26 protein-coding genes are annotated in these 24,179 nt (G+C 41.6%); 11 read left to right on the forward strand and 15 right to left on the reverse strand.

Translation table 11 applies throughout. The annotated features are described in order from the left end of the window. Positions 1 to 270: 270 nt before the first annotated feature. Both GBI16_RS12665 and GBI16_RS12670 read right to left on the reverse strand, forming a co-directional pair. Positions 271 to 702, reverse strand: a complete 432-nt coding sequence (locus GBI16_RS12665; protein ID WP_086210011.1) for a hypothetical protein — start codon at positions 700 to 702, stop codon at positions 271 to 273. Between the two features lie 253 nt (positions 703 to 955). Then, the gene (locus GBI16_RS12670) at positions 956 to 1,591 is read right to left on the reverse strand and encodes a TetR/AcrR family transcriptional regulator (protein WP_110975020.1); all 636 of its coding nucleotides are present in this window, start codon (positions 1,589 to 1,591) and stop codon (positions 956 to 958) included. 78 nt (positions 1,592 to 1,669) lie between these two features. Here GBI16_RS12670 and GBI16_RS12675 point away from each other — a divergent pair, with 78 nt between their 5' ends. Beyond that, on the forward strand, positions 1,670 to 3,322 hold the full coding sequence (locus tag GBI16_RS12675) for an acyl-CoA dehydrogenase family protein (protein WP_151707193.1): 1,653 nt from the start codon (positions 1,670 to 1,672) through the stop codon (positions 3,320 to 3,322). 6 nt (positions 3,323 to 3,328) lie between these two features. On the opposite strand, the gene GBI16_RS12680 is transcribed toward GBI16_RS12675, so the two are convergent. Both GBI16_RS12680 and GBI16_RS12685 read right to left on the reverse strand, forming a co-directional pair. Next, a complete protein-coding gene (locus tag GBI16_RS12680; protein WP_151707194.1) occupies positions 3,329 to 4,465 on the reverse strand; it encodes a DUF389 domain-containing protein in 1,137 nt (378 codons plus the stop codon). Between the two features lie 281 nt (positions 4,466 to 4,746). Beyond that, on the reverse strand, positions 4,747 to 5,199 hold the full coding sequence (locus GBI16_RS12685) for an Lrp/AsnC family transcriptional regulator (protein WP_151707195.1): 453 nt from the start codon (positions 5,197 to 5,199) through the stop codon (positions 4,747 to 4,749). A 151-nt stretch (positions 5,200 to 5,350) separates the two neighbouring features. Between GBI16_RS12685 and GBI16_RS12690 the strand changes: the two genes are divergently transcribed. Together GBI16_RS12690 and GBI16_RS12695 are read left to right on the forward strand one after the other, a co-directional pair. Further along, the gene (locus GBI16_RS12690; RefSeq protein WP_151707196.1) at positions 5,351 to 5,965 is read left to right on the forward strand and encodes a LysE family translocator; all 615 of its coding nucleotides are present in this window, start codon (positions 5,351 to 5,353) and stop codon (positions 5,963 to 5,965) included. A gap of 176 nt (positions 5,966 to 6,141) precedes the next feature. After that, complete coding sequence (locus GBI16_RS12695; protein WP_151707197.1) at positions 6,142 to 6,330, forward strand: hypothetical protein; 189 nt, start codon at positions 6,142 to 6,144, stop codon at positions 6,328 to 6,330. A gap of 6 nt (positions 6,331 to 6,336) precedes the next feature. Here the strand turns inward: GBI16_RS12695 and ptsP are convergent, their stop codons facing one another. After that, the gene (gene ptsP, locus GBI16_RS12700; protein ID WP_086210004.1) at positions 6,337 to 8,634 is read right to left on the reverse strand and encodes a phosphoenolpyruvate--protein phosphotransferase; all 2,298 of its coding nucleotides are present in this window, start codon (positions 8,632 to 8,634) and stop codon (positions 6,337 to 6,339) included. 79 nt (positions 8,635 to 8,713) lie between these two features. Continuing rightward, positions 8,714 to 9,196, reverse strand: coding sequence for an RNA pyrophosphohydrolase (locus tag GBI16_RS12705; RefSeq protein ID WP_004692547.1), 483 nt, complete (start codon positions 9,194 to 9,196; stop codon positions 8,714 to 8,716). Positions 9,197 to 9,378: 182 nt separating this feature from the next. Here GBI16_RS12705 and GBI16_RS12710 point away from each other — a divergent pair, with 182 nt between their 5' ends. From GBI16_RS12710 to GBI16_RS12720, 3 genes are all read left to right on the forward strand, one after another. After that, complete coding sequence (locus GBI16_RS12710) at positions 9,379 to 10,029, forward strand: HAD family phosphatase (RefSeq protein WP_151707198.1); 651 nt, start codon at positions 9,379 to 9,381, stop codon at positions 10,027 to 10,029. A gap of 215 nt (positions 10,030 to 10,244) precedes the next feature. Further along, positions 10,245 to 10,490, forward strand: a complete 246-nt coding sequence (locus tag GBI16_RS12715; protein WP_086210002.1) for a DUF2789 family protein — start codon at positions 10,245 to 10,247, stop codon at positions 10,488 to 10,490. A 73-nt stretch (positions 10,491 to 10,563) separates the two neighbouring features. Continuing rightward, the gene (locus tag GBI16_RS12720; RefSeq protein WP_110975016.1) at positions 10,564 to 11,070 is read left to right on the forward strand and encodes a DUF2628 domain-containing protein; all 507 of its coding nucleotides are present in this window, start codon (positions 10,564 to 10,566) and stop codon (positions 11,068 to 11,070) included. 63 nt (positions 11,071 to 11,133) lie between these two features. Here the strand turns inward: GBI16_RS12720 and GBI16_RS12725 are convergent, their stop codons facing one another. Next, complete coding sequence (locus GBI16_RS12725) at positions 11,134 to 11,991, reverse strand: LysR family transcriptional regulator (protein WP_086210000.1); 858 nt, start codon at positions 11,989 to 11,991, stop codon at positions 11,134 to 11,136. Between the two features lie 153 nt (positions 11,992 to 12,144). Then, positions 12,145 to 12,381: a DUF2061 domain-containing protein gene (locus GBI16_RS12730; RefSeq protein ID WP_086209999.1), complete on the reverse strand. Its 237-nt coding sequence runs from the start codon at positions 12,379 to 12,381 to the stop codon at positions 12,145 to 12,147. Positions 12,382 to 12,995: 614 nt separating this feature from the next. Between GBI16_RS12730 and leuC the strand changes: the two genes are divergently transcribed. The 4 genes from leuC (at position 12,996) to leuB (ending at position 16,894) form a co-directional block, all read left to right on the forward strand. After that, complete coding sequence (gene leuC, locus GBI16_RS12735; RefSeq protein WP_086209998.1) at positions 12,996 to 14,444, forward strand: 3-isopropylmalate dehydratase large subunit; 1,449 nt, start codon at positions 12,996 to 12,998, stop codon at positions 14,442 to 14,444. Between the two features lie 21 nt (positions 14,445 to 14,465). Beyond that, positions 14,466 to 15,116, forward strand: coding sequence for a 3-isopropylmalate dehydratase small subunit (leuD, locus tag GBI16_RS12740; RefSeq protein WP_086209997.1), 651 nt, complete (start codon positions 14,466 to 14,468; stop codon positions 15,114 to 15,116). A 100-nt stretch (positions 15,117 to 15,216) separates the two neighbouring features. Further along, on the forward strand, positions 15,217 to 15,777 hold the full coding sequence (locus GBI16_RS12745) for a hypothetical protein (RefSeq protein ID WP_086209996.1): 561 nt from the start codon (positions 15,217 to 15,219) through the stop codon (positions 15,775 to 15,777). Positions 15,778 to 15,814: 37 nt separating this feature from the next. Continuing rightward, positions 15,815 to 16,894 (forward strand): 3-isopropylmalate dehydrogenase, encoded by a 1,080-nt coding sequence (gene leuB, locus GBI16_RS12750; RefSeq protein ID WP_086209995.1) that lies wholly within the window; start codon positions 15,815 to 15,817, stop codon positions 16,892 to 16,894. A 52-nt stretch (positions 16,895 to 16,946) separates the two neighbouring features. Here leuB and GBI16_RS12755 read toward each other — a convergent pair whose 3' ends face one another. The 3 genes from GBI16_RS12755 to infA form a co-directional block, all read right to left on the reverse strand. After that, complete coding sequence (locus GBI16_RS12755; RefSeq protein WP_086209994.1) at positions 16,947 to 17,375, reverse strand: hypothetical protein; 429 nt, start codon at positions 17,373 to 17,375, stop codon at positions 16,947 to 16,949. A gap of 117 nt (positions 17,376 to 17,492) precedes the next feature. Continuing rightward, positions 17,493 to 17,867, reverse strand: a complete 375-nt coding sequence (locus GBI16_RS12760) for a hypothetical protein (protein ID WP_228147005.1) — start codon at positions 17,865 to 17,867, stop codon at positions 17,493 to 17,495. A gap of 156 nt (positions 17,868 to 18,023) precedes the next feature. Continuing rightward, positions 18,024 to 18,245: a translation initiation factor IF-1 gene (gene infA, locus GBI16_RS12765; RefSeq protein ID WP_004692529.1), complete on the reverse strand. Its 222-nt coding sequence runs from the start codon at positions 18,243 to 18,245 to the stop codon at positions 18,024 to 18,026. A 230-nt stretch (positions 18,246 to 18,475) separates the two neighbouring features. On the opposite strand from infA, the gene GBI16_RS12770 reads away from it, so the two are divergent. Then, the gene (locus tag GBI16_RS12770) at positions 18,476 to 19,483 is read left to right on the forward strand and encodes an AraC family transcriptional regulator (RefSeq protein WP_086209992.1); all 1,008 of its coding nucleotides are present in this window, start codon (positions 18,476 to 18,478) and stop codon (positions 19,481 to 19,483) included. 86 nt (positions 19,484 to 19,569) lie between these two features. Here GBI16_RS12770 and truA read toward each other — a convergent pair whose 3' ends face one another. The 4 genes from truA to GBI16_RS12790 all read right to left on the reverse strand — a co-directional run bounded on the left by truA (position 19,570) and on the right by GBI16_RS12790 (position 24,153). Beyond that, positions 19,570 to 20,367 carry a tRNA pseudouridine(38-40) synthase TruA gene (truA, locus tag GBI16_RS12775; protein WP_086209991.1) on the reverse strand — a complete coding sequence of 266 codons (798 nt, stop codon included), beginning with the start codon at positions 20,365 to 20,367 and terminating at the stop codon, positions 19,570 to 19,572. 12 nt (positions 20,368 to 20,379) lie between these two features. Further along, positions 20,380 to 21,348: an asparaginase domain-containing protein gene (locus tag GBI16_RS12780; protein ID WP_086209990.1), complete on the reverse strand. Its 969-nt coding sequence runs from the start codon at positions 21,346 to 21,348 to the stop codon at positions 20,380 to 20,382. A gap of 49 nt (positions 21,349 to 21,397) precedes the next feature. After that, a complete protein-coding gene (locus GBI16_RS12785; protein ID WP_086209989.1) occupies positions 21,398 to 22,693 on the reverse strand; it encodes a hypothetical protein in 1,296 nt (431 codons plus the stop codon). A 65-nt stretch (positions 22,694 to 22,758) separates the two neighbouring features. After that, entirely contained in the window at positions 22,759 to 24,153 is a 1,395-nt protein-coding gene (locus tag GBI16_RS12790; RefSeq protein ID WP_086209988.1) for a FimV family protein, read from the reverse strand. Positions 24,154 to 24,179: the final 26 nt, after the last annotated feature.

Here is a 24,179-nt window from a genome sequence, read left to right on the forward strand (position 1 = left end):
ATAAAGATAGACCACGACCTCCTAAAGAAGCACAGGGGAAAGATCATCCACAGCCTCCTAAAGACGCAAATGGTTGCCCGATGCCACCCAAAGATTTGAATGAAAAAAATCGTTCGTAATGATTGAAGCCTCAATGTTTATTGCTTCTTAAATTATGGAATGGATATATGCCGTTTTGATGCGAAGTAATTTTCACTGGAATAAAAACCGCCTGTAAGGGCGGTTTTTTTATGGATTATAAGATGATAAAATTATTTGATTTACAAGATGTTATTCTCCAATTAGTTTCATCTCTCTTTCATCCCACCAGTGTTGGGCATAAATCGTAGGATTAGTTGTAAGTATTTCATTCAAAATAGTAGCTAGGAATGTAAGTTGCTCTGATATATCAATTTTCTTAAAAAATCCTTTCTTAATTATTGGCTTAGATGGGTTTATAAAAACTAAGAAACCATTCTCATACTCTTGATAATGATTGCAACCAATCCAAATATCTTTAAAGCTTTCATCTGCTAAAGGTATTAAATATCCCCAATCCTCATTTAAGAACTCTGATACAGTTACACCATGTTTAGGAAGTTCTTCTGATAAGTATTTGGCTAATGTGTAGCCCCAAATTTGCCCATCCCAATTTTTTTGTTCTTCAGAAGTTTGAGGGAAGTTATCAGATCGAAACTCTATATGTGTTTTTAATAAGCTCATAATTTTCTTATTCTTTAATATTGAATGATTAAAATAAGAGTTCTTATAGAAGTTGTCTATCTTGTAAACTAATTTTTAAAAATTAAGTCATTAATTGAGTTGTATTCCCTTCATTTATATAATAGAGCTGATATGAATATTTTTTAAAACGAAAATATAAGTAAATAATGAGGTAAGTCTATATTTTTACGAAATTTATCGCTTTTGTAAGTAACTTAATTATGTTCTGTCAACCTAAAAGGATCTTTAACTTTTAATAAAGCTGTTTGTATTCAAAATTAGGTTTAACTAAATTTTGAAGAATATCTTTCTCCAATATTACCCATTCTGCAAACTCTGGCTCAATCAATAATGTCTGCGACACAAAGCCATAACACACACGTTGCAGATTTAAACTCAATTGCAGGAGTTGCTCTGCATCATCAACATAAGGCTCAAGGATACTGCGCCACATTTGCACCATCATTTCATAACTCTTTCGATAGCTTTCAATGTTTGAAACCTGCCGTTCCAGCAAAAAAGTCTGCGCCCAGAGAAACTGTCGAATCTGAATCTGTTCGAGCTGAAAGTGAATAATTTGTTGTAAATAGTCTTCAAAATTTGATTTTGTGGATAACTCTATCAGGCTTTGTGCATAACTTTTTAGTTGCTCCGCATTGGTTTTTACGTGCTGATGAATGGTTAATGCAACCAAATCTTCCTTCTTTGAAAAGTACTCATAAAAAGTCCCTAAACCGACACCTGCCACATCGGTAATTTCCCGAATGGTAATTTCATGTGCATGACGCTCATGCAAAAGCCGAACAAAACTTTCTTGCAAAGCTTCTTGGGTGAGTTTAGCTCGCGACTGGCGCGGTCTACGGCGGACTTGGATCTCAGGATTCTTCATAGCACAAAGCTGAACATGGCAGACTCAATTTTTCTCTATACTGAAATGAAAAGCACAGCATAACAAGAGCAAAGTGATATGAATACGACAGGGATGACCCATCAAATCAGCAATCAGTTTGATGAACTGGAAAATTACAATCTGTTTGAAACTGATATCGTTTTACAAAAAATATTGGCCCGTTATGGCAGTCAGGATCAGGAAAGACTCACAGAGATGGGGAAAGTAATTGGTTCGGCGGAATATTATGACTATGCCGATCTGGCCAATAGGCATACACCTATTTTACATGCCTTCGATGCTCGCGGACGCCGTAAAGACTTTATCGAGTTTCACCCTGCATGGCATAAATGGATGGGCCTGAACCGTCAGTTCGATACCCATGCACATCCGTTTAATCATCCGAATTCATCCTCAAAATGGGTCGAGTGGGCAGCACGTTTTTATTTGGCAGGGCAGGTCGAGTGTGGAAACTTGTGCCCAAATTCGATGACTTTGGGCAGTATTCCACTGATTCAACGTGAGCCTGAACTGTGGGCCAAAATCGGCGATAAGTTACTTTCGACCGAATACGATGAACGTGATGTGCCCATCAGCCAAAAAAAATCAATTTGGCTAGGGATGGGCATGACCGAAAAGCAGGGCGGTTCGGATGTACGTGCCAATGAAACCATTGCAGTACCTGTCGCAGCGTCGGGGCGTGGACAAGCCTATTTGCTCACAGGGCATAAATGGTTTTTCTCTGCACCGATGTGTGATGCACATTTGGTGGTGGCAAAGACGGAACAAGATGGTTTGGCCTGTTTCTTTGTGCCACGTTGGCTAGAGGATGGCAGCAAGAACCCAATTCATGTGCAACGCTTAAAAGACAAAGTGGGCAACCGTAGCAACTCCAGTTCCGAAGTCGAATTTAAAGACGCGTGGGGCATTATGATTGGGGAAGCTGGACGCGGTATTCCCACCATTATTGAAATGGCGAATTACACCCGTCTGACCTGTTCCGTAGGCAGTACTGCCATGCTTAGGCAAGCCTTGGTGCAATGTATTGTTTATACCCGTCAGCGCAAAGCTTTTGGCAAACATTTAGCACAGCAGCCTTTGATGCAAGCGGTACTAGCAGATTTAGCCTTAGAAACGGAAGCGGCGATGCAACTTAGTTTCCATCTTGCACATTGCTATGAAGCGGATGACGCATTGTCCGTAGCATGGAAACGCATTCTGACCCCAGCTTCGAAGTTCTGGGTATGTAAGCGTGCAGTTGAGTTGACTGGCGAGATGATGGAAGTCTTTGGGGGCAATGGCTATGTCGACAACGGCATCATGGCGCGCATTTTTAAAGAAGCCCCAGTCAATACCATTTGGGAAGGTTCAGGTAATGTCATGTGTTTGGATGTATTGCGTGCTATCAGCCGTGATGTAGAGTCGATTGAGATCTTGTTTCAAGATTTAGCATCCACCGCGATGCAAGATGAAAAGTTGAAGCAAGAGCTACAAAGTCTATTTAAATTATTCCAGCAGGCACCTGAAGGACTACAATTTATGGGGCGCAGTTTAGTGAGTCGTTTAGTCATTTTGGCTCAAGCAGTCCTGCTAAAACGGCATGCACCAGACTATGTGGCTGATGGCTTTATTCAAAGCCGTTATAGTCCATTTCATGGTCGGGTTGTCGGGATGCTTGAGATGAAACAACCCGACGTAGAACGACTGCTGCATAGAGCATTTGCGGTTTAAGGCACATTATTGTACTGAAAGTTTTTGCGCCTCATGTTGTTCGAGTTTGACGTTGGGGCTGTCCTCAGCCTGAACAATATCAATCGGAATAAAACGGACTTGGACGATACTGGGTTTATTGTTTGAGTCTGACGAAAGTTTCTGATTGAGTGTTGCAATTTGTGCAGGGCTAGGCGGGATATCGCCACGGATAGAGACACGGACGAGTGTGAAATCATTTCTTTTATCGAATTGGATCGTATCAATAATATTATTATCATGATTCAGCGCAGTACTGATGGTTGCTTCAGTACTGCTTTCATATAGTCGAGCATTGAGCAGAGTATAAAAATTAAAGGAGAGATAAATCCCTAAGAGCGCCAAGAACATTAAGCTAATAGCATTCCGTTTGAGAAACTCTTTGATATTACTCTGCACTTCTTCGCTGGAACCACGTCTAAAGCCTGCAATCCAAAGGACTAAAGATGAGCTAATCTGAATGGCAAAGATATTGGTCACCGCCAGTAAAAAAGCATTGGCTGAATTTTTCCATTCCATATGTGCAAATAAAATCCCACTGGCCACCAAGGGCGGAACCAAAGCAGTGGCAACGGCGACACCAACGACTGCTACAGACAACCGAGGTGAAACCGAAGCAAAAGCTCCTGCTGCACCACCTGCTAAAGCAATCATCAAATCTAAAATGGTTGGTTGCGTGCGCGATAGAATCTCATTGGTCATAGGCAGGTCATAGTTTACTAAACCAATCACGATTCCAATGCTATAAATCATGGCAATGCCAAGGAGTAAAGTGGACAGCGCGGTTTTAAACAGTAAAAGGCGGTTGTCAATTAAAGCCAAGGCAATACCTGAAATAGGCCCTAACATCATCGCCACTAGCATCGCGCCAATCACTACCGCAGCTGAGTTTGAAAGCAGGCCATAACCTGCAATGACGGCCGCCAAGGCATTCATAATAAAAAAGGTTTTACTGGGAAGAGCATCCGCTTGAATATTCAGTCGAACTTTTTGATGGTCAATTTTTTTTGAATTTTCGCGTAAAGCTTGTTTATAACGAATCTTCTCTTTTAAGAATTCATACTTTTCTTGGTCAGGGGTGTCGTTGACCACAATAGTTGCATCTTTGTCTTTTTCTAATGGCATGATGATGCTCTTATTTTATATCGAGTTAAGTATTAATTTAGCGCTTTTAAAGAAGGAAACAAATATAAACAATAGTGAAAAATAAGATAAGTTGCGTATAAATTTTCAGCATTCGTAAATAGAACTTTTTCTCTTTATACGCGTAGTATGGCTTCGCTCATTTACCTTTAGGTTGGATTGGTCTTTTGTCGTTCAGCTCATCCATCGAACTAGGGTAAGTATTGCGTTGTATGACGTTTCTCACTGAATGGTTGGGTGGATACCACTGTATAGTGTTCTTTTTAGAATAAAACACTCCGATTCGAAATAATGTTTTTCATCACCATGGTGGAGATGAGACGTTGCACATTGGGCAATGCCGACAAGTGCTCATCATAGAGTTTTTGATAACTTTCCAAGTCATAGGTGACAACATGCAGTAAGTAGTCGGGGTCACCAAAAAGCCGTTGCGCTTTTACAATTTGAGGAATCTGCAAAATAGCCTCTTCAAGGCTGAGCACTGAATTTTTATCGCCATTTTTGAGTGTGACAAAAACAATGGTCGAAAAATTTAAACCCAACTGAGAAAAATCGAGCTGTGCACGATAGCCTTTGATAATACCCGCATCTTCTAAGGCTTTGACTCGTCGATGACAGGGTGAAAGACTCAATCCAACTTTATTTGCTAACTCAGTAACCGATAAACGTCCATCTGCTTGTAGTTCAGCAAGAATCTTCTTATCAATTTTATCCATGTGGAAGAATCTCCCTTTTTTAGCCGTTATTGCACAAAGATTTGAAAGCACATTTTAGAGCCTAAAGGATATCCTTTCAAAATTATTTGAGGCTGTTTGAATGATCAACTCCCCAAATTTTAACAACGATAACCGATAAAAGGGGAAAGGGATGTCACTCAGCATTTTGATTGCGTTTTGGAGCGTTTCTATACTTTTCGTGATCACACCAGGTATAGATTGGGCTTATGTGATTTCTTCAGGAATCCAAGGTAAAAAAGTCTTACCTGCGGTGACGGGACTATTAACTGGACACTTGATGGCGGCTTTGACTGTTGCGGCTGGTGTTGGAACTTTGGTTGCGAGTCAGCCAATGTTACTTCAAGTGCTTACAGCTATTGGGGCACTGTATCTGCTTTGGATGGGTTTGAACTTGTCGATGCGTCCTGCAAGTATTAGTCGTGATCAGGTGGCATTGACTTCCTCTAAATCTTGGTACATTCGTGGGGTGTATTTGAGTGGTTTAAATCCGAAAGTCCTACTTTTATTTCTAGCGTTGTTGCCACCTTTTATTGATCCAAAATCTGCTGTATCGGCAACTTCTCAGATTATTTTATTGGCAGGAATCCATTTGGTTAGTTGTGCGGCGGTTTACTTTTTGGTCGGGTTTAGTGCGCAAAGAGTTTTAGCAACACGTCCTCATGCAGCTATGATCGTGAGTCGAGTCTCTGGTGCATTGATGATTTTGATTGCGATGATTTTATTGTTAGATCAATTTTATTTTTAAGTGTACGTTTCAGCAGATACAAGTTACGGCGCTCAAATAGTTGTATGAGCTATCTCTTTAAAAATAGGCTACGCTAAGAGACAGAAATGACATGAAAGTCGCTTGTAAAGTATACAAAAAAGCGTAAAATTCCAGCCATATCCTATGCGATATCATCCGTTCAGTTAGGTGGGAAAATGGCAAAGAAGAAAGCTGAGCCAAAAGTTGTGATTCACAACTTCGTGGCAAAACACATGCATGAAGTCAACCAAAGCCAAGTCTTTGTAGACCGAAAGAAAAATGCAAAACGAGGCTATGACAAGCACAAAAAAGGGAGACATTCAGATGATTATCTCCCTTTTTTAATGCCTCTTTTTTGTGTTTAAAGGCTTCTAAGCCGTCACAATACGTGTCGCTGATTTGACCATATCGCCTAAACCGTGTGTTTTAAAATAATATTCCATTTGGCTTTTTACAATGAGTGGATTACTCATTTTCAATGCGTGTTCTAAGAGTTCAATCGCGTCAGGCATCGGCACATGACAAATAGCTTTGCGTACACGCAGAATGTTACTTGAGCTCATCGACAGCGTATTAAAGCCCATTGCCATCAGTAAGATCGCAGATAAAGGGTCTCCTGCCATTTCTCCACAAATGCTGACTGGTTTGTTGTACTTATGACACTCTTTGACTAAGCGAGTCAGTGCACGCAAAATTGAAGGGTGGAAATGTGAATAAACGTTAGCAACCCGTGGATTATTTCGATCGACTGCCAGTAAATATTGGGTTAAATCGTTTGAGCCGACCGAGAAAAAGTCAACCAACTCGGCAAACTCATCTATTTGCAGTAGCACACTTGGTACTTCAACCATAATACCAATTTTCGGTTTGGTGATTTTTACTTGTTCTTCTTCTTGCACTGCGACCCAGTCACGCTCAAGAAGGTACAGTGCTTCTTCTACTTCACTGACACTGGTGACCATCGGCAGTAAAATATGCAGGTTATTTAAACCAATACTGGCTTTAAGCATGGCACGAATTTGTGAAGAGAAAATTTCAGGGTGGTCGAGCGTAAAGCGAATGCCGCGCCAGCCCAGTGCGGAGTTTTCTTCCTCAATGGAGAAATAAGGTAAGTCTTTATCGGCGCCAATATCGAGTGTACGCATCACCACGGGTTTGTTGGCGAAGTGGCTCAACTGCTGACGATAAATCGCACGTTGTTCTTCTTCGCCAGGGAAGCGGTCACGGAGCATAAATGGAATTTCGGAGCGATATAGACCAACACCTTTGGCTCCGCGTTGTACACCGCGCACCACATCAATCATTAGACCAGTATTGACAAACAGTTTGACTGCGACACCATCAGGGGTGATGGCATCTTTGGTTTCATACTGTTTTAAGTCTTTGGCAATTTGCTCTTCTTCTTTTTGAATCTCTTTATAACGGGTACGTAGACGACGAGGTGGATTAATAAAGACCCGACCTTGATGCGCATCGACAATCATTTCAACGTCATCGAGTGTATTAATCGGTAGTTCAGTCACCCCCACAACGGTTGGAATGCCGAGAGCACGTGCCACAATTACCATATGTGAGTTCATGGCACCTTCTGTGGTGACAATCGCAGCAATTTTATCGACAGGAAGTTCAACCAAAGCTGCGGTTGAAATTTCCTCTCCAATCAGAATACTTTCATCGGTAAGTTCACGGTGACTTGAATCCGCTTCTTGCAAATAGGCCAAAATACGTCGACCTAAATCTTTTAAATCTGCCGCACGTTCACGTAAGTAGTCATCTTCCATTTGTTCAAACAGATCAATATGGTTATCAATGACGATACGTACTGCACCTTGTGCCCAGTTACCTTCGCGAATTTGCTCTTTAATTTCAGCAGGTAGTGCATTTTCATCCAACATGCGTAAGAACACGCTAAACAGGGCACGTTCTTCAGCCATAAGGGCGTCTTGCATCTTGTCATCAAGTGATTTGATTTCATCACGCACTGAGGTCAGGGCACGATCCAGTAGGGCTAATTCTTCGCTGATATCATCGGCTTCACGGTCAGGAACAGCCGCCAAATCTGCAGGTGGGTAGAGAATGACAGCACGGCCTAAGGCAATTCCACCTGAACCAGGGACGCCTTGGAAAGTTTTGTAAGCGGGTAAATTGCTGGGCTTACGAAAAACGTCGATATTGCCCACGGCATGTGCGTGCGCAATGACCCCTGAAAGTTGTGCACAGAGGGTGACAAGGAAGGATTCAGCCGCTTCACTAAAGTCTTGAGGCTCTTTATTTTGCACTACAAGCACGCCCATGACTTTACGGCGGTACATGACGGGTACGCCAAGGAACGAGTTATAAATTTCCTCACCTGTTTCAGGTAAGTACATAAAACGTTCATGTTTCGGGGCATTGTCAAGGTTGACGATTTCTTCGCGTTGTCCGACTAGGCCGACTAAGCCTTCACTGGTATGTAGTGAAACATGGCCGACTGAATCGGGGTTCAAACCTTTCGATGCCATCAACAAATAACGTTGATTACGCTCGTCCAATAAATAAATGGAGCAAACGTCAACGTGCATGGCTTCTGCCACATGGTTGACCATAATGTCGAGTGATTCATGCAAACTGGTGGACGCATTGATTTCTTGCACAATACGTCTAAGGGTATCCAGTTGCATATTCGACATCGCATCTACTCCAAAAAAAGTGCGTCCAACTTATTTATAACAAGAGAACCTTAAAAAATCTGTAGGACGTCTAGATTTTTTAAGGCTTTTTTTGAGGGAGCTGATTGCACAACTCCACCATCGCTTTGCGGTATACATCGCGTTTAAAATTCACCACTTGCCCCAGTGGGTACCAATAGCTGACCCACTGCCATTGGTCAAACTCGGGCGGATCAGACAAATTCAAACGAATATTCTGAGCGGGGGCAGTGAGTTTGAGTAAAAACCACTTTTGTTTTTGTCCAATACATACGGGATCGGAATCTGTACGAATGTATCGGTGCGGCAAACGATAACGCAGCCAACCTTTAGTTTGCGCTACTATTTGGACGTGTTCGGGCAGTAAGCCAACTTCTTCTCTCAGCTCACGATAAAGTGCCTGTTCAGGGGTTTCTCCATATTGGATACCTCCTTGTGGAAATTGCCAAGCATTGTGTCCAATGCGTTTTGCCCATAAAACTTGTCCAAACTCGTTTGCCAAAATGATCCCGACATTGGGTCGGAAACCTTCCGAATCGATCATTTGGCTACCTAAATATTGTGTAATTTATGACTTTGCGATCGGGGATTTTTATTTCTGTATCCAACTCGAAAAAAGCAAAGTTTAAAAATGTTAAAATTGCTATGATCTTAACGAATTTCTATCGACTAGCGGAGATAGATTTACAAATTTTTTCTTAAATTTCAGTTTTTACGAGTATTTTCATGAAATTGGCACTATTTGATCTCGATCACACCTTGTTAAACACCGATTCGGATCATTCTTGGGGAGAGTTTTTGGTGAATGAGGGCTTGGTTGATCCAGTTCGCCATCGTGCCATGAACGATAAATTTTATGAAGATTACAAAGCAGGGCAACTCGACCCGATTGCTTATAATGAATTTGTGTTTGAATTTTTAACTCAACATGACAATACCTACCTCACTGAACTGCATGAATTATTCATGCAAAAAGTGATTCGCCCGCAAATGCGTCCTGATGGTTTTCAAACCATTCAACGTCACAAAGAGGCAGGGCATGCTTTGGTTGGGATCACGGCCACTTCAGACTTTATTACCGCTCCAATTTTTCGCGAGTTTGGGATTAGCGAAATCATTGCAACCAATGCTGAAGTGGTTGATGGCAAATATACGGGCAAAGTGATAAATACACCATGCTACCAAAAAGGCAAATTGACGCGTTTAGATCAGTGGCTAGCAGGGCGTGATGTTACCGAGTCTTGGGCGTATTCGGACTCTATTAATGATCGTTTTTTACTTGAATACGCCGACCATGCGATAGCTGTTAATCCTGATGATCGTTTGGAAGCATTGGCTAAAGATCAGGCATGGGAAATCCAAGACTGGTCCATTTAATTATTTATCTTTCGATATTGAAAAGGCTACTTTCGGGTCGTCTTTTTTATTGCAAAGACATTGAGTCAGTCAATTTCCTTGAAAGCAAATCTATTGATAAAATATTGCGGTGATGGGACGACAAATCTTGGAAAACTAACTAAATATGCTATGTTAAAACTTGGCTAAAGCTATTTTGACTATGTAAAAATTAGAACAGTATCGTGGAGAATAACATGAGTGTACGACCAAGAATGACCCATCTGTTTGAGCAACTCGGTTTAGATGCAAATGAAGATGCGATTGCCTTATTTATTGTAACGCATCAGCTTAATGCGCAAACCATGATTGTTGATGCGGAATATTGGACTGAAGCGCAACGTCAGTTTTTGGCAGAAAAAATTAAATCGGATGGTGAGTGGGCAATTATTGTGGATCAACTCAATGAATCTTTACATGAAGATTCATTGATTAAAAAATAAGTGATATTTTTGGGGCGATGCTGAAAAGCTTTGCCCCCATTTCTTCAATAAAATAAAAAATAAGAAGCAATTTATGTCTTTAGATCAACAATCTTTTCCGTCGCCTCGTGTTTTAGAGAGACGGGCTTCAGTCGATCAGCTCGAACTAGATCGTGCTGTATTTATCGGGGAGAAATATGCGTCGTACTATCAGGCTCAATTTGAAAAAATCACACCCAAGAAACAATATGCAGGATTTAATGTTGCGGCTTTTTTCTTGGGCGTAATTTGGTTGTTTTATCGGAAAATGTACAGTTATGGCTTTATGTCCATAGCTCTGATTGTGTTCATCGGGATTGTTGAAGCACTTTTGGGGATTGACAGTTCGGGGGCAAATATCGGCTTGGCTGTTGCATTTGGCATGCTGGGTAACACTTTGTATAAGCATCACGTCGATAAGCAGATTACTAAAATCCGCCAGTTCGGAAATGGCAATGTCGAAACAGAATTAGAAAATCGTGGTGGTACAAATCTCTTAGCCGGTGCGATTTTGTTAGCGATTTGGCTTGGACTGATTGCATTGGCTATAGGCGGTTCTTAAGTCACTCCTCGCACCAAATAAAAAAACCATCCTACAGGATGGTTTTTTTATTTGGTGCAGCGCTTATTTCATCATCGTAATCAGTTCTTGCACTGCACGCGACTGCGTTCGCCCAGGATGCCAAACCATACCCAATTGGCGGTTCATTTCAAATTTAATATTTAACTGTTGTAGGTCTTGATTGATCAAAGTCTTGGGAAGCACTGACCAGCCCAATCCAATAGATGCCAACATGCGAATTGATTCGAGTGGATTATTACTCATGCTAATTTTAGGTTTTAGCCCTTGTTTCTCAAATTCTGCCAGTGTGATTTGGCTGGTATAGGTTTGAGACGCAGGCAATAAGCTTGGGTACTGAATCAGATCTTCGAGTTTTAAGTTTTGCATTTGTGCCAGCGGATGAAAGGGCGCTGCTACAAAAACTAAGGGGTCTTCCCAAATGGTGACATATTGCAAACGCTCATCTAACTTCGGTGGAAGCGTCAAAAAAGCCAATTCTAAGTCACCCGCCAGTACTTTTTCATGCGCTTGCTCTGAGTCGACAAAGTGTACATCTAAAGTGACATTGGGAAAGGTTTGTACATATTCACGTAAATGATTGGGTAGGTGATGTAAACCAATATGGTGACTGGTGCCAATTTTAAGTTTGCCTTGAACCATGCCTTGTTCATGACTCAAGGTATGATGAATGTCACCCAGTTCATTGAGCCAATTTTTGACTTTAGGCAGCAGTGAATGTGCGGCATGCGTGGCTTGTACACCACGACCTGCCGACTCAAACAGTTTCACACCAAAATATTCTTCTAAACTATGAATACGTTTGGTCACAGCAGGTTGCGTAATGAAGAGTTGATCTGCGGCTAAAGAAATAGAGCCGGTTTCCATGACTTTTACAAAAGCTTCGAAGGCTGCAAGATTCATAAGGATAATCTGGTTATGAAAGTATAATTGAATTATAAAATAATTTTATATGAATTGCGATCTTTAAAATAAATCGGGTGTTATTTCATCTGCATTGAGATAAAAAAAGATCACTAAAAGTGATCTTTTTAAGTTAATGAGAGGAGATGGGGCTTAGGCCGGAATATTTTCTTCTGGGCTACGGCTTTTTCTTTCCCAAATTCGCTCATGGAAGAAGAAGGCAAAAGCTTGAACAGTCGGTTCTAGCAAACTTAAGGTAACCGCCATCCATAAGTTACCTGTGACCATATACGCAACTAACATAGCGACCGTAATATGCATGATGTAGTAGCTTAAAGTTTTTTTGAAGATGCGTTGATTTTTTGCTACAAATTTTTGAATGTTTGACATGATAAAAGTCCTCTCAATAACACTTTACATTTGTAAATAATAATTATTATCATTAGTAAAGTCAAAATGAAATTTTGATTGGTCTCGATTGAATTTTTGAATCAAGTGAAATAATGTGCTTCGTTTTATGTTTAACATTATAAAAAACAGAGATTAAGGCTTTTGCTTGAACCATCAATCCTTTTGTAAAAATACAAGTAGCTTCAAGTTATGCAAAGAATTAAGAGCGTTCGTTCAGCATAAAATGGATGTTACTAGTGAATTTATGTCGGCAATGTCGAGCTGAGTTTGTTTTGTTGTTTGACTCTATTGGATTCTCAGCGCTACTTTTATGTCTAATTCAAGCATAAATAATTTTAAGCATTAATTGGGAGAAAATAAACGTTGGTTTAGGATGGTTCAGTTTAGAAAAAGCACGGTATACAATGTGTTATGAGCTTAGGTAAAATCGGCTGAAAGCGTCTAAACTCGGTAGCAGAGCATGAACTTGAGTGATTTAAAAATAATTCCAAAAAGTTTTTAAATTAATAAAAATGATAAATTAGATTTATGTGAAATCACCGTTATAATCGTTTTTAATGAAAGAATTACCCAGTCCAGTGGAGTCAATCGACATGGCAGGCGAAAACCAACAAGCAAAACCCCAAATTCCAAAAACATTGTATGACAAATTGTGGGATGACCACTTAGTAAAACAGCGTGATGATGGCTCAGCTTTACTCTATATCGACCGTCATTTATTACATGAAGTGACGTCGCCACAAGCCTTTGAAGGTTTGCAACTTGCAGGGCGTAAGCCATGGCGTTTAAGTGCGAACGTGGCAACACCTGACCATAATGTTCCAACCTCAAGCAAAGAGCGATCAGAAGGTATTGCAGGCATTGAAGATGATACTTCACGCATTCAAGTCCAAACCTTAGACGACAACTGCAAAACTTTTAATGTAGTGCAGTTTGACATTAATGATGTGCGTCAAGGTATTGCACACGTGGTGGGACCTGAGCAAGGATTAACTTTACCAGGCATGACGGTGGTGTGTGGCGACTCTCATACGGCAACGCATGGTGCTTTTGGTTGCTTGGCACACGGGATTGGGACATCTGAAGTAGAGCATGTATTGGCAACCCAGTGCTTGGTTCAAAAGAAGATGAAGAACATGTTAGTGCGTGTTGATGGAAAGTTAGGTCAAGGTGTCACTTCGAAAGATGTCGTTTTAGCCATTATCGGTAAAATTGGTACAGCGGGGGGAACTGGTCATGCCATTGAGTTTGGTGGTCAAGTCTTCCGCGATATGTCGATTGAAGGTCGTATGACGGTTTGTAATATGGCGATTGAAGGTGGTGCCCGTGTGGGCATGGTCGCTGTTGATGATAAAACCATTGACTATGTGAAAGGTCGTCCCTACGCACCACAAGGTGAACAGTGGGATGCAGCAGTGGCTTACTGGAATACTTTACATTCGGACGCAGACGCACATTTTGATACTGTGGTGGTGTTGCAAGGTGAAGAGATTGAGCCGCAAGTGTCTTGGGGCACATCGCCTGAAATGGTGATTCCAGTTTCTCAAGCGGTGCCGACTTTGGAACAAGCCAAAGATGATGTACAGCGTAATGACTGGACGCGTGCTTATCAGTACATGGGTTTAACCGCAGGTCAGGCATTGGCAGACATTCAGTTAGACCGTGTTTTTATTGGTTCATGTACTAACTCGCGTATCGAAGACATTCGTGCAGCGGCGGAAGTTGCCAAAGGCAAAAAAGTGGCAAGTACCATTAAACAGGCGATGGTGGTCCCGGGTTCTGGTTTAGTGAAAGCTCAAGCTGAAGCGGAAGGCTTAGATAAAGTTTTGATTGAAGCTGGTTTTGAATGGCGTGAGCCAGGTTGTTCAATGTGCTTAGCCATGAATGCAGACAAATTACAACCTGGTGAGCACTGCGCATCGACCTCCAATCGTAACTTCGAAGGTCGTCAGGGCAATGGCGGTCGTACGCATTTGGTGAGTCCAGCGATGGCAGCGGCAGCAGCGATTGCAGGTCACTTTGTCGATGTGCGTTCATTTTAATTCGGGCTTGGGAGCATAGACATGAAAAAATATACCGTTGAACAGGGTATCGTTGCACCTTTAGACCGTGCCAATGTCGATACAGACTTGATCATTCCAAAACAGTTTTTGAAATCCATTAAGCGCACGGGTTTTGGTGAAAACTTATTTGATGAATTGCGTTATTTAGATGAAGGTTTTTTAGGACAAGATAATTCAAAACGTCCTAAAAACCCCGATTTTGCATTGAATCAGCCACGTTACCAAGGTGCTTCGATTTTGATTTCTCGCGCGAACTTTGGTTGCGGTTCTAGCCGTGAACATGCGCCGTGGGCACTGGAAGAATATGGTTTCCGTACTGTGATTGCACCGAGTTATGCAGACATTTTCTTTAACAACAGCTTCAAAAATGGCATGTTGCCTGTGATTTTGTCTGAAGAGATTGTTGACCAACTCTTCAAAGAATGTGCAGCAAATGAAGGCTATCAACTGACGATTGATTTGGATGCGCAAGAAGTGCGTACACCATCGGGTGAAGCTTTCAAGTTTGAAGTGGATCCTTTCCGTAAGCATTGTTTGTTAAATGGCTTGGATGATATTGGTTTGACCTTACAAGCAGCAGATGAGATTCGTGCTTATGAAGAAAAGACCAAAGCTGCGCGTCCATGGGTGTTTTCAGAAATTCATGCTTAATTGAAGAAACGATATAACTAGTGCTGCGGTTTATCTCTTGTTAATATCAGAGCAAAAGAATTTTAATCGTTTTGCTACTGGTAAAGGTTGGACTTGAACAATGGTGACGAGTTATGGTCGTATCGCTCTACTTGCTTTGATAGGCACATTAACTGCCTGTCAAAGTATGAATACGGCAAGTATAAAGCGTATTCATGAAACCCCAGCAAGTAAAAACAATGCACAAATTTATTGTACAGGTACAGTGAACTGTGAGTTTGAGCGATTGAATAAAATCAAAATCGTCAATGCAGACAATCATCGTGTGAGCCGTGATGCAATTCGAGAACAAATTGTTCGTTTGAAGCGAGATGATTTGAATGATGCAAATTCACTGTTTTTGTCGGTGCCTGCTGGGCAGCATGAACTGGTCATTCGCTTCTATCCAGTCTCAGCAGACCGAGCAGAAACCTTACATGTGATTCATCGCTTTAAGCCTGCTGAACGTTATACTTTTAGAATGTTTCGTGCGCGCAGTCGACATCAGGGAAGTTTATTGAATATGTCTGCACCTGACCCTTTATGTGTCGATTTAAAGCAAAACCAAAGAACAATTCGTCGTTTTTGCAAACCGTACAATGTCCTAAATGGCTTGGGTGAGTTTGTAGAACAAAAACTTTAATCGTGTGAGTTAAAACTCACCAACAATGGAATTTTTCATGTCTAAACATATTTTGATTTTGGCGGGTGATGGCATTGGTCCTGAAATTGTAAAAGCCGCAGAACAAGTGCTTACACGAGTAAACGATCAATTCAATTTAGGTTTAACGTGGGAACAAGGTTTACTGGGTGGCGCTGCGATTGACGCACATGGTTCACCTTATCCAGAGGTAACTGCAGCACAAGCCAAAAATGCAGATGCGATTTTACTTGGTGCAGTTGGCGGACCAAAATGGGACAACATTGAACGCTCAATTCGTCCAGAACGTGGTTTATTAAAAATTCGTAGTGAGCTCAATTTATTCGCAAACTTGCGCCCAGCGATTTTGTATCCGCAATTGGCAGATGCATCAAGTTTAAAGCCTGAAATTGTTGCAGGCTTGGACATTTTAATCGTTCGTGAATTGACTGGTGGCATCTACTTTGGTCAACCACGTGGTATTCGTGAACTGGAAAATGGCGAAAAACAAGGTTTTAACACCGACGTATATGCAGAGTCTGAAATCAAGCGTATTGCCAAAGTCGCATTTGAACTTGCAGGCTTACGTGGCGGTAAAGTGTGCTCTGTAGACAAAGCCAATGTACTTGAAGTGACAGAGCTTTGGAAGCAAACCGTAACGGCGATGAAAGAAGCTGACTATCCAAACATTAACTTGTCGCATATGTATGTCGATAATGCTGCAATGCAATTGGTACGTGCGCCTAAACAGTTTGACGTGATTGTGACAGGTAATTTATTTGGTGACATTTTGTCTGACGAAGCAGCAATGTTAACGGGTTCGATTGGCATGCTTCCGTCGGCATCTTTGGATGAAAGTGGCAAAGGTATGTATGAACCATGTCATGGTTCTGCACCAGATATTGCAGGTCAAAACGTTGCTAACCCATTGGCGACCATTCTGTCTGTTGCAATGATGCTACGCTATACTTTCCGTGAAGAAGCTGCTGCAAAAGCGATTGAAGATGCGGTAGGAAGTGTGTTGGATCAAGGTTTACGTACTGCTGACATTATGTCTGAAGGCATGAGCAAAGTGGGTACTGCGGAAATGGGGCAGGCGGTTGTGGTTGCACTGAACTAAGTTAGATACACTGGAAAACGCAGCCATTCGCTGCGTTTTTTTTGCCCAAGATTTAATCACCTTTACAGGCTTTGCCTTGGTATTGAACAGATTGGGCAATATTGTCTTTTAATAAGAAATGAACTTGGCATTCTAACTGTACATCATAATATGGGGTTGCTGTTGGAATAGGAATCGCGCCGACACTGCTGTCGCTTCGCATAGTGGGCATAGGGGTTGGAATTTGAATCCGTCTGACGATGGTGTAACTCAGTTGGTTTGATGTTTGAATTGGTGATCCTAAGGTTTCATAACCGAGTCTGTGTAAGTTGAGCTGACGCCGTATGCTCGATACATCTTGGCCGATATATTGATCTAAATAGTCGGGGAGCGCAATTTTAGTGGGTGAAATGACGGTGTGATTTTGCGCTGGAGCGCTGCTACAAGCTTGAAGTAGTAGAAAGCAGATGGAACTCAAGGAACTGACAATAAAGGGCTTCATGATTATCCCCTAAGCAGAGAGACACCCTTTTAGTATTCTATATCTGGATATTCGTTTGAGTATGGTTCGAGTAATTTGAGATAAACGGTATGTAGGTGGCTCAACATAACACAGCCGTTAACACGCTTTACCGATGTAGTGAATAGATTCCACAAGATCATCATGCAGTCTGAACTCAATTTTACATTTCATTTCAATATTCAGGCTACCGCTAGAAGGTGTTGGAATGGGCGCACCCATAGTGACACTGGTTCCAAGGTTGGGTGTTCCCATCGGAATAGGCATATTGCGTAATAGGGTGTAGGTCAGTTTCTCGGGTGTATGTACAGGAGCACCGAGAACTTTATAACCCATGCTATTGAGGTTGAGTTGGTTTTGAACTTGATCTGAAGATTGTCCGATATAGTGTTGTAAGGTTTGGTTGAGCTGAGTTTGGTTGGTTGTGGCACAGGCAACACATAGCATGGGGAACAGTAAAATTGCGAGCTTCATTAAAGTCGTCTTCATTATTGTTTTGGTGTATTTAGTTGTTATCGCATTTAATTATAGTTTGATTATTGGTTTAAATATAGTCGATGTATAACGTTTAGTCTAAGCGCAGACATTAAAAAAGCCACTTGAAAAGTGGCTTTTTTGCTTCGCTAAAACTTAGCGCGCACGATAAGTGATACGACCCTTAGACAAATCATAAGGTGTCATTTCTACTTTAACACTGTCGCCAGTCAAAATACGAATATAGTGTTTACGCATTTTACCAGAGATGTGAGCAATCACTTCATGACCGTTTTCTAAACGTACACGAAACATAGTATTAGGAAGCGTCTCGGTGACAACGCCTTCGAACTCGATGAGTTCCTCTTTATTGGCCATAGCCTACCTGAATGAATAAATTGGAAAGGCGCAAATTATAGTCAATTTTTTTGCATAAAACAAGGCGGAATGGGCGGTTGCATGATCATCTGTCAGTAAAATAAGCGAACAAGAGTAATAAAGATTTTCAACAAAAAAACTGCATAAGTTGTTGTCAGTTTGGTCAATCGAAGTTAATCTAATTTTAATGTTTTATGTATAAATGAAGAACATACAAGGAAGGTTCTAGCGTGGGTCAGCTAACGGATGCATCGGTTGTATTGCGATTAGGCTACCAAGCGATTCGTCGTTCAGGGTTGCCAACAGAAGAAATTTTAACAAAGGCGGGTGTGGCTTTAAACCAAGTTGAAACCAATGACCGTACGCCTTTGAACGCTCAATATGCTTTTTGGGTGGCGGCTGAAGAGGTGAGCCGCGATCCTGATATCGGTCTACATTTGGGAGAAAATCTACCTTTATACCGTGGTCAAGTAATTGAACATTTATTTATTTCATCTGAAAATTTTGGTGAAGGTTTAAAGCGTGCATTGGCTTATCAACGTCTGATTAGTGATGCGTTTCATGCCAAATTGGTGATTGAGGATGACCGGTGTTATTTGACTAACGGTGAACAGCCTTGGGCTGAAAATTTAGTCAATCGACATTTTTCTGAATGTGCAATGTCAGGTATCTTGCGTTTCTTTAAATTCATTACGGAAGGGCGTTTTGAGCCGATCTATATTGATTTTAATTTCACGAAAGGCGCATCCGATGATGAGTATTTTCGGGTGTATGAATGCCCAGTAAGTTTGGGGCAAAAAGAAACACGTTTATATTTTGATCCAAGTATTTTGGCTTATCCCTTGTGGCAGGCAGAGCCCGAACTGTTGCAACTGCATGAGCAGTTAGCGATTGAAAAACTTCAAGAATTAGCACGTTATGACTTGGTTGGTGAAGTGCGTCGAGCCATTGGCTCAACTCTTGAGAGCGGGGAGACCACATTGGAAACGGTGGCTTCTCAGCTCAGTATTACCCCAAGGCGTTTACGGACTCAGCTTTCTGAAGCCAATACTAGCTTTCAACAGATTTTGTCCGATTACCGTTGTCGTTTGGCGAAAAAGCTCTTGGCCAATACGGCTGAAAGTGTAGAACGTATTGTATATTTGACTGGTTTTTCAGAGCCAAGTACCTTTTATCGTGCGTTTAAACGCTGGACCAATGAAACCCCAGTGGAATATCGCAAGCGGAAGCAGCGTTAAACAATTCTTCCTAAGTTCCCTTTTATCAAGGGAGGAGTCTCATGTCCTTTGAAAAAGGAGTGACTAGGGAGAGATTGAAAAATAAATTATTCTGGCATATTCAGCCAATGCGGTCCAAGGGGCTGTTTAGGTAATTCAAACTGTGCTGGATAGTCGGCATGAATAAAATATAGTCCATCAGGAGGCGCAGTAATGCCAGCAGCTTTACGGTCTTCTGCTGCGAAAATAGCCTCAATATGTTCGACTTCATACATACCTTGCCCGATTTCTAGTAAGCAGCCCATGATATTGCGGACCATATGGTGTAAGAAGCCATCAGCCTGAATGTCGAGCACTAGATATGGACCATGTTGAATTAAGCGACAATGGCTCACATGGCGTACAGGTTGATTAGACTGGCATGCTGCAGCACGAAAGCTTTCAAAGTTATGCGTGCCTTCAAACTTTTGCGCAGCTTGCATCATCTTCGCCACATCTAGTGCATAATAAGCATGCGTGACTTGTTTATGCATCAGGGCAGGTCGCTGCGGATGGTTATAGACCACATAACGATAACGACGTGCTTGTGCTTTAAAGCGCGCATGAAAGTCTTGATCCATTGCTTTGATCCATTGGATCGAGATATCTTTGGGTAGTTGGCTATTGCTACCCATTAGCCAGCTACGTTCGGAGCGAAGCGCGGAGCTATCAAAATGCGCCACCATATTGGTTGCATGAACGCCAGCATCGGTACGGCCTGCACCATGTAGACTAATCGGTTCATTGGCAATTTTCGAAAGCACCTTTTCAATCGTCTCTTGTACGCTGATCACGCCAGTTTGCTGAGTTTGCCAGCCACGATAATGTGTCCCACAAAATTCAATGCCGATCGCAAAACGTTGCATATGTACCTCAAATTAACCCAAATCATGCCAATGGCTGAAGCGTGCTTCAGCGGTGGGGTATTGTAAATACATTTTGAGGGCTTTGGCATACAGATCTGCATGCCCGAGGCAATCACTGACAATTATTTTGGCTTGGGTTGTCCACGCGGCAACGGCATAGCGCTGATCAGTGCGGCCGAAAGGAACTTGGGTGCTTAAGATAACAACACAGCCTTGTGCATAAAGGTCATCGAAAAGCGCAGTCAACTCGGCATTCACGGCTAAATTACCCGTCCCAAAACCTTGTAAAATGAGAAAGTGGGGTGGGGCCACTAAGAGGTTTCTTAAGTTCTGCATTTGCTGTTCTAAGCCAACAGGTTGCATCATTAGATTAAGACAGTTGAACTGTTGTGATTGTTCTACATCACGTGTTTGTACAATATGTGCTTTTAAATTGTGCGAAATAGATTGTTCAGCAGGCAGACCACTAAAGGCATCTAGTTCAGTGGTATGTCGTTTTATAGCGGTTTGGGCGTGAAACAAATGTTGATGGAATGCTAAATAAACGCCGATAGGGTATTTCACTACGGCATCTAAGGCAAAATTCAAATTGTTGATGGCATCACTAAATTCACGGGTGTCAGTTCCTTGTACATTGAGTAAGGGGTACTGACTACCTGTGAAAATCACATGAGCTGAGTCAGCGATAAAGTGTGCTGCCACGGCGCTGGCATAGCTCAAGGTGTCTGTGCCGTGAATCACGACAAAATGTTGGAACTGTTGCAACTGTAAGTGCTGGATCTGTTGAATCAACAATAACCAATCAGCGGCTGTGCATGCACTACTGTCCTTAATGACAGGTGCAACAAAACATTCTATGTCGAGATGAATCGGCAAGACATGGGTAAGTTTGGGAATAAAGTCTTCGGCAGGCATGGGTTGTAAAGGTTCACCAATACAGCCAAAGGTTCCACCCATATAAATAAGCGCAATTTTTTTCATTATAAAAAAAGCAGTCGGTGATGACTGCTTTAGTTTAAAACGAAATGACTTAGGATGCTATGCGACCTAGCAATTGTTCAGCTTGATCTCGTTGTTCAACGCTGTAGTTTGCTTCTTGTTCAGCCAGAATTTCACGTGCAGCTTCAAAAGCACCCAATTGAATATATTGCTCAGCTAACTCAAAGTTTAAGAGGATTTCGTTAACTTCGCTTAGTTGAGGGAAAGATTGTACCAGAGGATCACTTTCAGTCTTATGGGTAGGTATCGTAGACTCAAGACTAAAACTGAGGCTTGGCGTAATAACTGCAGGTGTTTCGTCTACTATTGCTGCATTTGGGCTAATAGTGTCGAAAGAAACAGGAGAAATATCTGTTGTCGCTTCAGTTGTGGGTTGGTTTGAAAAATCAAATGTAAATTCAGGACGCTCGTCTGGTGTCGCAATCAACGAAGTTTCAGCTTCAGTTGTTGTAGAAGGCGCATCGAGATTGAACGAAAAATCTAAAGGTTTGATATCTTCTGTAGGAAGTTCCGTTTGAGCAGGGGTGGGGTCCAATGACAACGAACCAAAATCAAGGGGTTTAATTTCCCCAATTGGTTGAGATGGTTCAGTTGCTATGGTGCTTAGGCTGGAAGTATCAAATTCTAAAGTAGGTACTTCAATACGTGTTTCTGGTTCGGGTTGAGTTGTTGTGAATGCTGAGGTATCAAAATCTAGTGGTTTAATGTCTTGAACTGGTTCAACAGTAATACTTTGTACCGGAGGTAGTGTTGTGCTGTCTGATGACATTAGTGCATCGAAATCAGCAGTATTTGGTGTTTCTACAGGTTTTGGTGCAGGTGGTGCAATTTCAGTTGGTTTAAACTCGATCGTGTCACGGCTATTTTGATGTAATTGGTCGTAATCCGATTTTTTGGATTCTGCTTGCGCTAAAATATCATCGAGCTCTAAAGAACGTAAATGATTCAGCAATTGGCTAATTGCAAATTCATCTTTTTGTAGTAAGTGAATATCCAATAGCAGTAAATATAATTCGTGTTGTGAATTGTCTTTATTTAATGCTTGGTTAATCTGCGCTTCAGCTGAAAAGAAATTGCGATCACGAATTTGCCCTTCAATTTTATTGCGGAGATCGGTTGCAAGAGGTGTTGTGGCTTTTTTAGTGACCACATCTTCAACGACTTGAGTTTGTTGAGGTGTTTTTTTAGACGGGCTAGTTTTTTTGGCTTTATTTTTTGCAGCCACTGCTTTTTGAGTTTTTGGCTCTGCTTCTTTACTCGCCTCACGCTTTTTTAAGACTATGGCAACAACCAATAGTAAGATAAATGGAATCACATAAATCAGCATGTTTTACCCCTTTCGAACTTGTCGTTGTGCAAGTTCATCCAAAATCAAATAATCAAAATAACACTTTAGTGTGTTGGCTTTTTATCAGTTTGTTGTGCTTTCAATTGTTGTTGCAATTGTGCAAGACGAGCGTTTAGTAATTGAATTCTCTGATCTTTCTGATTAAGTGCCAGTTCTAATTGCGTTACGTTTCTCTGTAATTTAACGGTTTTTTCACGGGATGTCATAACTTTTAATGACAACTCGTTCGATGTTTGATTTTTTTCTGTCGACTTCTTGGCAGAACCATTGTTTGAATCTTGCTCTTTCTCTGCAACCAAACTCATTTCCGCTTGATTGAGGCGATACTTGGCTTTGCCTGATTGCTGTGAGCTATGTTTTGGCAGTGAAGAAACGGAGACTTTTTGCTCTGTTTTTGCTGTTTGTAGACCCGTTAAATTAAGATTTGCACCACGTCGTAAACGGTTGACATCCCCCTGAATAAATGCATGTTCATTCTTGGATTTAATTTGTTGCATGACTTCACCAACAGGACGGTTTTGTTCTGTGGCAATACGCGATGCAATTCCCCATAAGGATTCATTGGATTGAACAATGTGGGCAGGCGTGCTTGATGTCTCAGCCGCTTTGGGTGTGACCGTTTTCGATGTTTGAGTTGTAGATGGTACAGATCTTGATGCCTGAGTTGAATTGGGTACAGGTTGAGGGCTAGCTTGTGTTGCTATCGGTGCTTCCGCTTTTTTAAGGGAGTTGGCATACTTTTGCACCAAGGGATCTGACGATTTCTTGTTTTGTGTGGTGGTTTCAATGTGTTGGGTTGGCGCTTGTGCAATTGTCGCGATTTGTGTCGTAGCTGTTGAGATGACCTGTGTTGGTGTTGTAGTGGTCGTGGTACTCATGCTCGGTGGTGTATGACCATTGAGCTTCAACGGTGTATTGCTTGTCGTTGCTACTGTTGCTGTTTTTAAATTATTAAACTGTGTGCTAACTGGTAAGTTCAACGCAATATCTTTTTCATTGACGATCACCATAGGTTTTAACGCTTTTTCATTATTATTTGCGCGTGCTTGAAGTGATGCCGAGCGTTTATTGGCTGTTTTAATATGTTGCAGTCGTGCCGCATTACCTTCTTTGATTTTGACCACAATGTTGAGTTCTGCATCAGTCAATGGGCGAGATGAGGTAATTGTAATCACACCTGTACTGGCACTGGTACGACGGGTAAAAAAGTTCAGATTACTGGGCGGCTGATGCATGACACCCAGAGACATTAAATCTTCTGCGCTGGCTAGACTGGCTTGAATGGGAGTATTTGGATCGGCATCGTGAAAGTTCAATTCTGCATATAACAGTTCCCCAGGTGCAGACTGAATTTGAATAGGATCGACAGTGATCGCATTCACATTTTGCGAAGCAATAATGGCTAAAATGGCTATCTTTAATTTGTTATTTACGGTCATCTTAATCTTTAGCTCGGTCACAGATC

The organism is Acinetobacter sp. TUM15064, assembly GCF_008980265.1.
In the GTDB taxonomy this organism is placed as follows: Bacteria; Pseudomonadota; Gammaproteobacteria; order Pseudomonadales; family Moraxellaceae; genus Acinetobacter.